General features: G+C 60.4%; 14 protein-coding genes. 9 read left to right on the top strand and 5 right to left on the bottom strand.

The window, feature by feature from the left end; translation table 11 throughout:
* The first annotated feature begins 3 nt into the window (after window positions 1–3).
* From AC1RM7_RS09660 to AC1RM7_RS09645, 4 genes are all read left to right on the top strand, one after another.
* Window positions 4–474, top strand: a complete 471-nt coding sequence (locus AC1RM7_RS09660; protein ID WP_006021887.1) for a chemotaxis protein CheW — start codon at window positions 4–6, stop codon at window positions 472–474.
* A 72-nt stretch (window positions 475–546) separates the two neighbouring features.
* Window positions 547–912: a response regulator gene (locus tag AC1RM7_RS09655; RefSeq protein ID WP_006021886.1), complete on the top strand. Its 366-nt coding sequence runs from the start codon at window positions 547–549 to the stop codon at window positions 910–912.
* Window positions 913–1007: 95 nt separating this feature from the next.
* Complete coding sequence (locus tag AC1RM7_RS09650; protein WP_024920920.1) at window positions 1008–2183, top strand: protein-glutamate methylesterase/protein-glutamine glutaminase; 1176 nt, start codon at window positions 1008–1010, stop codon at window positions 2181–2183.
* Window positions 2180–3052, top strand: a complete 873-nt coding sequence (locus AC1RM7_RS09645) for a CheR family methyltransferase (protein ID WP_006021884.1) — start codon at window positions 2180–2182, stop codon at window positions 3050–3052. The genes AC1RM7_RS09650 and AC1RM7_RS09645 overlap by 4 nt, the downstream gene beginning before the upstream one ends.
* Before the next feature lie 49 nt (window positions 3053–3101).
* Here AC1RM7_RS09645 and AC1RM7_RS09640 read toward each other — a convergent pair whose 3' ends face one another.
* Together AC1RM7_RS09640 and AC1RM7_RS09635 are read right to left on the bottom strand one after the other, a co-directional pair.
* A complete protein-coding gene (locus AC1RM7_RS09640) occupies window positions 3102–3722 on the bottom strand; it encodes a TetR/AcrR family transcriptional regulator (RefSeq protein ID WP_024920919.1) in 621 nt (206 codons plus the stop codon).
* A complete protein-coding gene (locus tag AC1RM7_RS09635; protein WP_024920918.1) occupies window positions 3682–4509 on the bottom strand; it encodes an SDR family NAD(P)-dependent oxidoreductase in 828 nt (275 codons plus the stop codon). Before AC1RM7_RS09635 ends, AC1RM7_RS09640 begins: the two co-directional genes overlap by 41 nt.
* 69 nt (window positions 4510–4578) lie before the next feature.
* Here AC1RM7_RS09635 and AC1RM7_RS09630 point away from each other — a divergent pair, with 69 nt between their 5' ends.
* Complete coding sequence (locus AC1RM7_RS09630) at window positions 4579–5376, top strand: hypothetical protein (RefSeq protein WP_152544175.1); 798 nt, start codon at window positions 4579–4581, stop codon at window positions 5374–5376.
* Window positions 5377–5455: 79 nt separating this feature from the next.
* Here AC1RM7_RS09630 and ctrA read toward each other — a convergent pair whose 3' ends face one another.
* A complete protein-coding gene (gene ctrA / locus AC1RM7_RS09625; protein ID WP_006021880.1) occupies window positions 5456–6157 on the bottom strand; it encodes a response regulator transcription factor CtrA in 702 nt (233 codons plus the stop codon).
* A 369-nt stretch (window positions 6158–6526) separates the two neighbouring features.
* On the opposite strand from ctrA, the gene fliI reads away from it, so the two are divergent.
* The 4 genes from fliI to AC1RM7_RS09605 all read left to right on the top strand — a co-directional run bounded on the left by fliI (window position 6527) and on the right by AC1RM7_RS09605 (window position 10198).
* Window positions 6527–7852 (top strand): flagellar protein export ATPase FliI, encoded by a 1326-nt coding sequence (gene fliI, locus AC1RM7_RS09620; protein ID WP_024920916.1) that lies wholly within the window; start codon window positions 6527–6529, stop codon window positions 7850–7852.
* Window positions 7853–7958: 106 nt separating this feature from the next.
* Entirely contained in the window at window positions 7959–8378 is a 420-nt protein-coding gene (gene fliJ, locus AC1RM7_RS09615) for a flagellar export protein FliJ (RefSeq protein WP_006021878.1), read from the top strand.
* 274 nt (window positions 8379–8652) lie between these two features.
* On the top strand, window positions 8653–9201 hold the full coding sequence (locus AC1RM7_RS09610; RefSeq protein ID WP_006021877.1) for a sigma-70 family RNA polymerase sigma factor: 549 nt from the start codon (window positions 8653–8655) through the stop codon (window positions 9199–9201).
* Window position 9202: 1 nt separating this feature from the next.
* The gene (locus tag AC1RM7_RS09605) at window positions 9203–10198 is read left to right on the top strand and encodes an anti-sigma factor (RefSeq protein WP_006021876.1); all 996 of its coding nucleotides are present in this window, start codon (window positions 9203–9205) and stop codon (window positions 10196–10198) included.
* Window positions 10199–10330: 132 nt separating this feature from the next.
* On the opposite strand, the gene AC1RM7_RS09600 is transcribed toward AC1RM7_RS09605, so the two are convergent.
* Entirely contained in the window at window positions 10331–10540 is a 210-nt protein-coding gene (locus tag AC1RM7_RS09600; protein WP_006021875.1) for a hypothetical protein, read from the bottom strand.
* Between the two features lie 300 nt (window positions 10541–10840).
* Window positions 10841–12973 carry a flagellar biosynthesis protein FlhA gene (gene flhA, locus AC1RM7_RS09595; RefSeq protein ID WP_024920915.1) on the bottom strand — a complete coding sequence of 711 codons (2133 nt, stop codon included), beginning with the start codon at window positions 12971–12973 and terminating at the stop codon, window positions 10841–10843.
* Window positions 12974–13250 lie beyond the last annotated feature (277 nt).

Raw genomic sequence — 13250 nt, 5'->3', positions numbered from 1 at the left:
ACAATGGATACAAATGTCGACGGCGCTGACCGCGGAATCACCGAATACGTCACCGCGATGATTGGCGGACAGTTGTTCGGGCTGCCGATCTCACGGGTTCAGGACGTGTTCATGCCGGAGCGGCTGACGCGAGTCCCGCTGGCGTCTGCCGACGTCGCGGGCGTTCTCAACCTTCGCGGCCGGATCGTCACCGCGATCGATATGCGCGCACGTCTCGGCCTGCCCAAGAACGAGGACGGCAAGGTCCCGATGGCGGTGGGTGTTGACCTGCGTGGTGAATCCTACGGCCTCCTGATCGACAGTATCGGCGAGGTTCTCAAGCTTGCGGACGACAGCCGCGAGGTGAACCCGGTCAATCTTGATCCGCGCATGGCGAAAATGGCGGGCGGCGTGCACCGGCTCGAAGGGCAATTGATGGTTGTTCTCGATGTCGACCGCGTTCTGGAAATCAATCCGGACATGCTCGCCGCCTAAGAACAGTTTTGGGAAATAACGCAAAGCCCCGTGACAGCGGCCCACACGGGACCTGAGGAAAAAGAGGCTAACATGAAAACATGTCTGATCGTTGACGATTCAAGCGTCATCCGGAAGGTCGCGCGGCGCATTCTGGAAGGGTTGGATTTCCAGATCGTCGAGGCTGAAGATGGCGAGAAGGCCATGGAAGTCTGCAAGCGCGGAATGCCGGACGCTATCCTGCTCGACTGGAACATGCCGGTCATGGATGGCTACGAGTTCCTCCGCAATCTGCGTCTGATGCCGGGCGGCGACAAGCCGAAGGTGGTGTTCTGCACCACCGAGAACGATGTCGCTCACATCGCCCGTGCTCTTCATGCGGGCGCCAATGAATACATCATGAAGCCGTTCGACAAGGAAATCGTGACGGCGAAATTTCATGAAGTCGGTTTGATCTGAAGCTCTGCGCTGAACTCTCGGGCGGCGCTGAATCCGGATCATCTGTTGAAGTCACGTCGTGTTGTCGCCGTTCGGTTGCGTAGAGTTGGTTTTTCATGAGCGTTGCAGTTTTGACCCCACCGGGCTCGTCCGCACAGCGGCACGAGCCACTGCGCGTCATGGTCGTCGACGATTCTGCGGTCATTCGCGGGCTGATCTCCCGCTGGATCGAGGCGGAGCCGGACCTGACGGTTGTCGCCTCGATCCGCACCGGACTCGATGCAGTCAACCAGGTCGTCCGTGTCGATCCGGATGTGGTCGTGCTCGATATCGAGATGCCGGATATGGACGGCATCTCGGCGCTGCCCCTGCTGCTTGAGAAGAAGCGCAATCTCGTCATCATCATGGCATCGACGCTGACCCGCCGGAACGCGGAGATCAGCTTCAAGGCGCTGTCGCTCGGTGCGTCCGACTACATTCCAAAGCCAGAGAGCACCCGCGAGATGTCCGCCGCGGACGTCTTCAAGCGCGACCTCATCGAAAAGATACGTCACCTCGGCATCCGCCTGCGCCGTCCGGCGGTCGTTCCCAGTCCTTCGCTGGCGCCGGCAGCGCAGCCGGTGCGGGCGCCGTTGCCCCGGACGGCCACCGGCACGATGCCGCCGGTCGCACAGACCAAGCTCATGGTACGGCCGTTCACCGCAGTGGTGCCGCGCGTCCTGGTGATCGGTTCTTCGACGGGTGGCCCGCAGGCACTGATGAATCTGGTCGCCGGTATCGGGCCGGTAATCGACCAGTATCCGGTCCTCATTACCCAGCATATGCCGCCGACCTTCACCACCATTCTCGCCGAGCATCTGGCGCGCGCGAGCGGCCGTCCTGCTCACGAGGCGGTCGATGGTGAGATCGTCAAGGCAGGGCAGATCTATCTCGCTCCGGGCGGCCGCCATATGCGTGTTGCGCGCTCGGGTACGAATACGGTCATCGCTCTCGATGACGGACCGCAGATCAACTTCTGCAAACCGGCGGTAGATCCGCTGTTCGCCTCGGCGGCCGAGATCTGGCAGGCCGGCATCCTCGCGGTGGTACTGACCGGGATGGGGTCGGACGGCGCGCAGGGCGCCAAGACCCTCGTCGCCGCCGGCGGCAACGTCATCGCGCAGGACGAAGCCACCAGTGTCGTGTGGGGCATGCCGGGCGCGGTCGCCCATGCTGGTGTCTGTGCGGCCATCCTGCCGCTCGACCAGATCGCTCCCAAGGTTGTTCGGGTATTTTCAGGAGTTCGCGGGTGACACCACTGGATTACGAGTATCTGCGCAAACTTCTGAAGGATCGCTCCGGCCTGCTGTTGTCGTCCGACAAGCAGTATCTGATCGAAAGCCGTCTGTTGCCGCTCGCCCGCAAGGCAGGCATTTCGGGCATCAGCGAACTTGTGCAGAAGATCAAGTCTGGTTCGGAAGCATTGACCGTCGACGTTGTCGAGGCGATGACGACCAACGAGACGTTTTTCTTTCGCGACAAGGTGCCGTTCGAAAACGTCCGCGATACCGTGCTGCCGCAACTGCTGAAGGCGCGTGCCAACCGCCGCAGCCTGCGTATCTGGTGTGCCGCTGCGTCGACCGGGCAGGAGCCTTATTCGCTCGCCATGCTCCTGAAGGAGGCCTTGCCGCCGGACTGGCGCGCCGAGATCGTTGCGACCGATCTGTCGCTTGAAGTTCTCGAAAAGGCCAAGGCCGGCATCTACAGCCAGTTCGAAGTCCAGCGCGGACTGCCGATCCAGTTGCTGGTGAAGCATTTCAAGCAGGTCGGCGATGTCTGGCAGCTCAATCCCGATATCCGCGCCATGGTCCGCTACCAGCAGGCCAACCTGTTGCAGGATTTCTCCCACTTCGGAATCTTCGACATCATCTTCTGTCGGAACGTGCTGATCTACTTCGATCAGCCCACCAAGATCGACGTGTTCGGGCGGATGCAGAAGATCAATGAACCTGATGGCTTCCTTTTCCTGGGTGCTGCGGAAACCGTGATCGGATTGACCGACGCGTACCGGGCCTGCCCGGATCTTCGCGGTGTGTATGCCCCGAACCCCGCGCGGGTGTCGTCGCCGTCCTTGGTTCCGGGATTGGGCGCGAGCCAGGCAAAGATTTTGGCGCGGAACTGAAACTTCGATAGAGCGCGCGCGGGGACAAGCGATCTCGGATCCGCACTGCTTACTTCGTGGATAGACTCCCGATCGCTCTTCCGATGTGCGAGAGAACGTCCGTCGCGGCCGATTGTTTGGGTCCAACTTTCAGTTCAGCAGCGACCTCGGAGCGCATGATGCTGACGAAGCCATGCAGGGTCGACCACACAAATAATGCTTGGTGATCGATTTCCTTCGCGGCCATCGGACGTTGAGATGTTTTCGCGCGGCTTCGCAACGCATCCCGCAACATGTCGAACGCATGATGGGCCTGTTTGAGCATATCGGGATGCCCGGATGGATCGGGCAGATCGGTGTTGAACATCAATTGATATTCGAGCGGATGCGACATCGCGTAGCGGATGTAAGCCTCGCCCATTGCGCGGAGATGATTCTCGTTCGCCGATCCTTTTTTTAGCTGCGAATCGAGATAGTTCGCGAATTGGCTGTATGCGCCTTTCAGAACTTCCGCGAGCAGGTGATCCCGGCTTTCATAATGCTTGTAGGGAGCCTGATGCGACACGCCCAGGCGCCGTGCGACTTCTCGAAGACTGAGCTTGTCGATTCCGTCCGTCGCAATGATCGAAAGCGCTTCGGCGACGCAATCTTCACGCAGATTTCCCGTTCTTGTTTTCGACGCCTTGGCCACTGGATCTTACCATTCCCCTCATGACTTTCCCCATGATCCCCACACGCGACTGGCGTGGCAAGAGTGAGAGCGAGCGCGTCAGCATCTTTCCAACTCGGCCCGGAACCACAGTTCGGCGGCGGCCGAGCGCGGCGAGGCTTTCCGCTGCTATCTGCGGTGGAGAGTCAGTGGCTCCCATCCGCATATTGGCACGCAAAGCAAATCCGCTATCGACAGGACCCGGTGCACAGGACAAAACATCGACGCCGAATGCGCGTAGTTCGTCGCCGATGCCTTCGGCGAATGTTTGAATGAATGCTTTGGTCGCGGCGTAAGTCGCGGCGGCCGGCGTCCCTTGCCAGCCGACCAGCGATCCGAACAGAACGATGCCGCCGCGCCCGCGCCCGGCCATTCCGATGCCGATTCCGTGGGTCAATTCGACGACTGCGCGGCAGTTAACATCGATCATCTGAAGCTCGGCATCTACGGAATTGTGTATGAATTGCCCCGATGTTCCGAAGCCCGCGGCCGCGACGAATATCCCGACCTCGCGTTTGCGGAGGACGTCAAGCAAACGAGATGCGGATGTCGGAGCACTCAAATCCAAAGGCAAGATCTCGACATTTATTCCATGCCGCCGGTGAAGCGAGTCTGCGATCAGCTTCAGTTCGACTTGCCGCCGGGCAATCAGAAAAAGATCGAAACCTGCTTCCGCTAATTTCTCCGCAAATGCGCGACCGATTCCGTCCGACGCACCCGTGACGACTGCAAGCGATCCATAGTGACGTTTGAGCCGGTCTTGGGACATCTCGCGCATCCTTTCGCTTGACTCGGAAAGTAGACAGTGTCTACCTTCTTGTCAAGCGAGGAGGCATCCGTGTCAGAGCTTGGTCGCACGCAGGACTTGTGGTGGAATCTGACCTACGCGCTTGGCGGTCTCTTCGCCCTGACGCTGGTGCTTTACATGGTCGACGGCCGCATCATCGATCGCGAAAGCGTATGGGCGAAACCATTGAAGTTCGAAGCTTCGCTCGCGATCCATTTCGCGACGCTTGCGCTGTCGCTGAGCGCAGTCGATCTTTCCGCGAAATGGGGAAAGGTCCTCTTCGCTGTCGCCGTTTCGTCGGTTGGCGCGACCACGTTCGAAATGATTTACATCCTCATTCAGGCTGCGAGGCAGCAGGCCTCGCATTTCAATCTTTCAAATGGATTTTACACTGCGATGTATGTCCTGATGGCTGCAGGTGCGGTGGTCATTACATTGTCCGCCGCAGTGGTTGGATGTGCGGTAGTCATCGACCCGAAACCGGCCTTGGCGCCGGCGGTCAAATGGGGGCTCGGGATCGGGTTGATAGGCGGCAGCATCTTGACGCTGATAACGGCGTTCCGCATGGGCGGCGCCCTCGATCATCACAACGGTCTTGAAATCGCAAATGCATCGCGAATGCCGGTCACGGGCTGGTCACTGACCGTTGGAGACCGGCGGGTACCGCATTTTCTGGCGACTCATATGATGCAGGCCGTTCCGCTCGCTGGAATCCTGATGGCCAGCATTTTCGGTGCGTCGCTTGGCGTAGCCGTTATTGTGGTTGTCGCTGCGGTATGGACGGCTGCAACCTTGACTGCGTTTGCACAGGCAAACTCCGGGCTGCCATTCACGAGACTGCCGTTCTGACCCAAACAAAAACCCCGCCATTTGCGGCGGGGTCCAGTCTGGGAGGTGAGAGCCGCACTGGCTCTCGATACAACCCGTGTCAGGCAGGAATGCGGACTTCGTCGTCGTGTGGCTCGCGCAGCACGTAGCCGCGGCCCCAGACGGTTTCGATGAAGTTACGGCCTTCCGAAGCGTTCGCGAGCTTCTTGCGCAGCTTGCAGATGAAGACGTCGATGATCTTGAGTTCGGGCTCGTCCATGCCGCCGTAGAGATGATTGAGGAACATCTCCTTGGTGAGGGTGGTGCCCTTGCGGAGCGAGAGCAGCTCCAGCATCTGGTATTCCTTGCCGGTCAGGTGGACGCGCTGGCCGCCGACTTCGACGGTCTTGGTGTCGAGATTGACCACCAGATCGCCGGTCTGGATGACCGACTGGGCGTGTCCCTTGGAACGGCGGACGATCGCGTGAATGCGGGCGACCAGTTCGTCCTTGTGGAAAGGCTTGGTCATATAGTCGTCGGCGCCGACGCCGAGACCCTTGACCTTGTCCTCGATGCCGGCGAGGCCGGAGAGGATCAGAATGGGTGTCTTGATCTTCGAGACACGCAGCTGCTTGAGAACGTCATATCCGGACATGTCCGGGAGGTTCAGGTCGAGCAGGATGATGTCGTAATCATAAAGCTTTCCGAGGTCGACGCCCTCTTCTCCGAGATCCGTCGTGTAGACGTTGAAGCTCTCGGATTTGAGCATCAGCTCGATCGACTGCGCAGTGGCGCTGTCATCTTCTATCAGCAATACGCGCATGCCAGTCCCCTATAGTCGCCGCTCCGGGCGTCAGGCCGGCCGCCTACTCGCGGCACTGGAAAAACGCCTTTGAACAACTGATTCGGATCCTGACGACATATGGTTAACAAATGCTGATTCGTGTCTGCAAGCTCTATCGTGCAATTTTTGTCGAATCGCACTAAGATGTTGCGTGTAAGCAGCTTTTCGTAGCCTAGCCATTCAAGTTCCACATTAAGAGGCGGGCCTAACCGACTCCTGCGACTCACCCCTTTGTTCTGAAGGTCGAGCGCTCTCAGTCATCAAAGACAGTGACGCAATGATTAACGATGCGGGTAAACACGGGGTTAAGGGGAAGCGCTGGAATCGCGGAAACTTAAGGTTTTCGCAATGAAGGCCCTCGCCGAACAGATCTCCGATATCGACGGCGTCAATATTTATGGCCGAGTTGTTGGGGTGCGCGGCCTCATGGTTGAGATCGCGGGGCCAATCCACGCGATGTCGGTGGGCGCGCGCATCGTTGTCGAAACCGGCAACAACCGCTTCATCCCATGCGAGGTGATCGGCTTCACCGGCAACAATGCCGTTGTGATGCCCTTTGCAGGACTGGAGGGCGTCCGCCGCGGTTGCCGCGCGGTCATAGCCAACGCTGCCAGCCAGGTGCGTCCGTCGGCGTCGTGGCTCGGACGTGTCGTCAATGCGATGGGCGAGCCGATCGACGGAAAGGGACCCTTGATTCAAGGCCCGTCGCCGATGACCTACCGGAACGCGCCGCCGCCTGCGCATTCTCGCAAGCGGGTGGGACCGCCACTCGATCTCGGCGTGCGGTCGCTCAACACATTCCTGACCTGCTGCCGCGGCCAGCGCATGGGCATCTTCGCAGGTTCCGGCGTCGGCAAATCGGTGCTCCTGTCGATGCTGGCGCGCAACGTGGATGCCGACGTTTCAGTCATCGGACTGATCGGCGAACGCGGCCGCGAGGTGCAGGAATTCCTGCAGGACGATCTCGGCGAAGAGGGATTGGCGCGTTCGGTCGTGGTGGTGGCCACGTCGGATGAGCCGGCCTTGATGCGGCGGCAGGCGGCTTACCTGACCCTGGCCATCGCGGAGTATTTCCGCGACGAGGACAAAGACGTCATGTGCATGATGGACTCGGTGACACGTTTTGCGATGGCGCAGCGTGAAATCGGTCTGTCCGCCGGCGAGCCGCCGACCGCCAAAGGCTACACGCCCACCGTGTTCACCGAACTGCCGAAACTCCTGGAGCGGGCGGGGCCTGGGCTTGGCGAGGGCACCATCACCGGCATCTTCACGGTTCTGGTGGACGGCGATGACCATAATGAGCCGGTCGCCGACGCTGTGCGCGGTATTCTCGACGGCCATATCGTTATGCAGCGCTCCATTGCCGAGCGCGGACGCTACCCGGCGATCAACATCCTGAAGTCAGTCTCCCGAACCATGCCGCGGTCCGCGGACCCGGCCTATCTTCCGAGCGTCACCCGGGCCCGGCAGGTCATGGCCACCTATGCCGACATGGAAGAACTGATCCGGCTCGGCGCCTATCGCGCCGGGTCGAGCCCGGAGGTCGATGAAGCCATCCGGCTGCACGAGCCGCTCGAAACCTTCCTGCGCCAGGCCAAGGATGAGTCCACAGGGATCGGCGAAGGATACAGGCGATTGGAGCAAATCCTGCAAACCTTGGAAACGGAACGCTAACTTTGTCGCGCCATGATCCCGCCATCTGTGTTTGACCGGAGGGGCCCTTGGGGGGATGCCGGTTCCGTCCCGCTTTGTGGTTGGGACTTCTGGGGAGTACGAGTCGATGAAGTCACGTGAAACGCTGATCCGCCTGAAGAAGTTTCAGGTCGACGAAAAGCGCCGAAGGGTTGCGCAGATCGAAGGCATGATCGCCGACTTCCAGCGCATGTCGGTCGACCTGGAGCGCGAAATCCAGCACGAGCAGGACCGCGCTGGCATTAATGATCCCACGCACTTCGCCTATCCCACCTACGCCAAGGCAGCCATTCAGCGCCGGGAAAATCTGACCCGTTCCGCGGACGAGCTGCGGGTTCAGCTTGAAGATGCCAAAGCCGTGCTGGGCGAGGCGTTTGAAGAGCTCAAGAAGGTCGAACTGCTCGATGAGCGCGATCAGGCGCGTGAGCGCGCCGAGGAAAGCGCTCGTGAACAGGCCGATCTCGACAGCATCGGCTTGATGCGTTCGCGGATCGGGGCGATGGCCTGAGATCTGGCGTGCGCCCGGCGGTTGCCGGAACCCGTCCACCTTGGTGAAACTGCCTCATTGCCGCAGGTCCCGTGCCTGAACTCACAGGGCTGGTTTTTGCGAGATGTTTCCGTGATATGAGACCCGGGCCGGAAGGTCCGGGTTTTGCTTTTTCGCGCCTTGAGGCCGAGCGGGAAGCTGGACCGGATACGGGCAAGATGTGATACGAGACGGCGAGGGCGGCTTCGATTTCCGACTCGGTACCATAGAGCGACGTTTTTTTTGAGGAAGTTTAATGCTGACGCCGGCTGAGTTGATCTGGCTGCTCGCATCGGTTGCGAAGGGGGACGAGGCTGCATTTGAGCGCCTTTATGCCGCCACACGGGCGAAACTCTTTGGCGTGGTGCTCCGTATATTGAGGCGTCAGGATCTTGCCGAGGAGGTGGTCCAGGAAGCCTACGTCAAGATCTGGCACAGTGCGGGCCAGTTCAACCCCTCGTTGGCTTCTCCGATTACCTGGATGGTTTCAATCGCCCGCAACCGGGCGATCGATGTCGTGCGTAAACGCAGCGAGGCGTCGATCGAAGACGAACCGGTGGCCATGGAGGTCGCGTCGGATATTCCCGATCCGCTGGCGCGGCGTGAAATGACCGAGGAGTTGAAGCGGATTCTGGAGTGTGTCGGGCAACTCGATCCGGAGCGCCAGAAAATGGTGCTGCTGGCTTACTACAACGGTTGGAGCCGCGAACAGTTGTCGGAAAAATTCAATACGCCGCTGAACACGGTCAAGACCTGGTTACGGCGCAGCATGATCGAAATTCGCGGATGCCTTGGTTTGGGATGAGATGAACTACAGCGAAGACCATATCGCGCTCGCGGCGGAATATGCGCTCGGCACGCTGAGTGCCGACGAGCGCGCGCTTGTCGAGACCATGATGATCGTCGATCACGGCTTCATGGAAGTGGTCGATGCGTGGGATCGCAAGCTTAGTCCGCTGCACCAGATGGTTGCGCCGATCGAGCCGCCGGCACATCTGTGGGACAACATCAGCGCAGCGCTGGGCCTGGTCGGACCTCAGCCGGAGCCGGTTGAAGAGCCGAAGCCGGAAGAGCCGGTCGCCGCTCCACAGCCGGAGCAGATGCCCACGATTGCCGAGCAGGCGGGCGAGCCCGAGCGAACTGTTGCGGTTGCGGGATCACCCGATGCATCGGCGGACACCGCTGCGATTGCGGCCGCGGCGGCATCCGACATCATCCCCGAGCCGGTGGCGGCGCCTTCCAATGTCGTTCCATTGCCCGCGCGGACGCGCGGCGGTTCGGCGTTCGGCTGGGTCATGACGGCGGTTGCAGCATCGCTTGCCGCTGTGATTGCGCTTCAGGCCAATCGCCCTGAACTGCTGCCGGAGCAACTGCGGGTCAAGCCGCAGATCAAGGTCGTTGAAGTTGCGGCGCCCGCGCAGCCACCTGCGCCGGCGGCGCAGTTTGTCGCTGTGCTCCAGCAGAACGCTGCCGCGCCGGCTTTCATTCTCACTGTCGATACGGCGACGAAGAACTTCACCGTGCGCAAGGTTAGCGCTGCGCCGGAGCCGGGCAAAAGCTATGAGCTTTGGCTGGTCTCGGACAAGCTGCAACGTCCGCGTTCGCTCGGTGTGATAGGTGGTAGCGATTTCACGATCCGCCCCGGACTGGCGGCCTACGATAACGAGACGATCAACAAGGCCACCTATGCCGTGACCATTGAGCCGGAAGGCGGATCGCCCACCGGCGTTGCCACGGGGCCGATCGTCTACACCGGCAAGCTGATCGAAAGTGTGCCGGCGCTTCCTGCGCAGCCGCGCTGATGTCCTGAAATGCGCGCAACAAAAAACGCCCGTGGGGAGCGGGCGTTTTCTGTTCTCAGACTTGGGGTCTTCTGAGCTTCACAAGGCGACTTCGGGGGGCGGGGAAGAGAGCCTTGTGAATTGGTGAATTCGTTAGCGGATCGCCGACTGCTCCGAACTTGTTATGACAACGGCTTTGTTGGCCTTCACGGCCGGACCTGTAATCTTAGCCGTCTGGGTAAGGCCGTTATCCGAAAGGCGAGCAGAGATTCCGAGACCAGCAACACCGATTGCGGCGACGAGCGCCACAACGACGATCTTCAAATGAGTCATACGGTCCGCGCTGTAAAACGAATGGTTCATACAAACCTCCCGCCGCCTTTTCATGCAGTCGAACGTTTGTCTCGCCCTCATGCCCGTGGGTTCAACCCCACGCTCTAACCAACGTAATTGGCAGGGATTCGTTTCCAAGCACCGATCACAAACGAGTGAAATGTCTTGAACTTCCGAGAGGTCCGTAAACCACTCAAAAATATTGAAGTATTTTCAAGTGCTTAGTGTGTTTGATCGGGCGGCGCTGATCTGTGAAGATTTCCAAATTTTCATGAAAAACTTGTCTGTGACCAATTTGCCGCAGACGCTTTTACGAAATCCAGCGCCTGACTAGATGCTTCCGACCGTTTTCAGGCGCGCCCGGGGGTGGATTTCCGCCTGTGACAAGACAGTCGTCTGGGCCCGGAAACGTTCCACCAGCGAGCGCACGAATGGCCGGATTGCGGCCGACGTCACCAGCACCGGCGCTTCGCCTTCACGGGCTGCCTGCTCGAAACGGTCGCGCACCGCGGTCATGAATTCCGACAGTTTTGACGGCTGCATCGCGAGGCTGCGTTCGTCGCCCGTGCCGATCAGTGATTCCGCGAACGCCTGCTCCCACTTGGCGCTCAGCGCAATCAGCGGCAGGTAGCCGTTCATCGAGGTATTCTGCGCGCAGATCTGCCGCGCCAGACGGCTTCGCACATGTTCGGCCAGCGTCGACGGGTTGCGCGAGAAGGCGAGTGCATCGGCGATGCCTTCAAGAATGGTGGAGAGGTCGCGGATCGAAATACGTTCGGCCAGCAGCAGTTGCAGGACGCGCTGAATCCCGGAGACCGTGATCTGGTTCGGGACAATATCCTTGACCAGTTCCCCCTGTTCCTTGGGCAGGTCGCGCAGGAGCTTCTGCACCTCGCCATAGGACAACAGGTCAGACATATTGCCCTTGAGCAGTTCAGTGAGGTGCGTGGACAGAACGGTCGCGGAATCAACCACCGTGTAGCCCTTCAGCGAGGCTTCCTCCTTAAGTGAGGCATCGACCCAGGTCGCAGGCAACCCGAATGTCGGCTCGGTGGTGTGGGTGCCTGGAATGGTGACCTGATTGCCGGAGGGGTCCATCACCATGAACTGGTTCGCCCAGATTCGGCCGGTACCGGCGTCGACTTCCTTGATCTTGATGACGTAGGTGTTGGCCTCGAGCTGCACGTTGTCCAGAATACGGACGGCCGGCATCACGAAGCCCATCTCGGTCGCGAGCGAGCGGCGCAGCGCCTTGATCTGGTCGGTGAGGCGGTCGGTGCCGTCCGGTCCGTTGACCAGGGGCAGCAACGCGTAACCAAGCTCAATCTTGAGGTCGTCGATCTTCAACGCACTCGAGATCGGTTCTTCGGCGGCGGCTGCGGCCGCAGCGGCCGCGGCTGGCGCGGCAGCTTCGCGGGCTTCCTCGACTTTGACCGCGCGATTGCGCGTGCGTGCGTTCCAGGCCAGCCAGCCCGCGCCGCCGCCCAGCGCGAGAAACGGCAGCATTGGAATGCCGGGCAGCATCGCCAGCACCAGCATCACGCCGGACGACATGCCGAGCGCCTGCGGATAACCCGACAACTGCTTCATCATCGCCTTGTCGGCGGCGCCGGTCACGCCCGCCTTCGAGACCAGCAGGCCGGCGGCGGTCGAAACGATCAGCGCGGGCACCTGTGTGACAAGGCCGTCGCCCACGGTAAGCAGCGTGTAGGTGCGGGCTGCATCCGCGAAGCCCATACCCTGCTGGGCGACGCCAATGATGATGCCGCCGATCACGTTGATGAACACGACGAGCAGGCCGGCGATGGCATCGCCGCGCACGAACTTGGAGGCGCCGTCCATGGCGCCGAAGAACCCGCTTTCGTCCTCAAGCTCCTTGCGGCGCTGCTTGGCCACTTTCTCGTCGATCAGGCCGGCGGAGAGGTCGGCGTCGATCGCCATCTGCTTGCCCGGCATCGAGTCGAGGTGGAAGCGCGCCGCCACTTCGGCGATGCGGCCCGAACCCTTGGTGATGACGACGAAGTTCACAATCACAAGGATCGTGAAAACGATGATGCCAATGACGAAATTGCCACCCATCACGAAGTTGCCGAACGCCTCGATGACGTGTCCGGCGGCAGCGGTGCCTTCATGGCCGTGTGACAGGATCAGGCGCGTGGAGGCAAGATTGAGCGACAGCCGCAGCATGGTCGAGATCAGCAGGATCGTCGGAAACGCCGAGAATTCCAGCGGCGTCTGAATGAACAATGCGGTCATCAGGATCAGGATCGAGAGCGTGATCGAGATCGCCAGAAACAGGTCCAGCACCACCGCCGGCAGCGGCAGGATGAGAACCACGAGAATGGTGAGAACACCGAAGGCGAGCGCGAGGTCGCCGCGCCGGAGCATTGTGCCGATGTCGCTGAAACTCGGAAATCCGGAGCCGGTTGCTGCACTGCCCTGGCCCGCTGTTACATCAACCATTGTCGCCGCTTCCCCCCGCGTATGTCGCTCGCGAGCCCCAAAGGTTTGAGCGGCGGCCGAAGGGCCACCGTTCCTAAAGTGAGGCACCGCACTGGCATCCACGGGCATTTCCCCCGTTCAGCGACCCGACGACACTCGACTTCACCCGGCAAAATTTGCCCAGTTTATGGTTAGTAAAGAGTTAACGGGAAAGCCGACGGCCGAAAATGTCGTGTGCGGGAGGATGTTATTCTCGCATAACCCCCATTCGGAGAATGACTTGACCGGCAGCATAAGG

The sequence above is a fragment of the Afipia sp. GW822-FHT03D08 genome, assembly GCF_058801645.1.
This window is presented reverse-complemented; position numbering and strand designations above follow the sequence as displayed.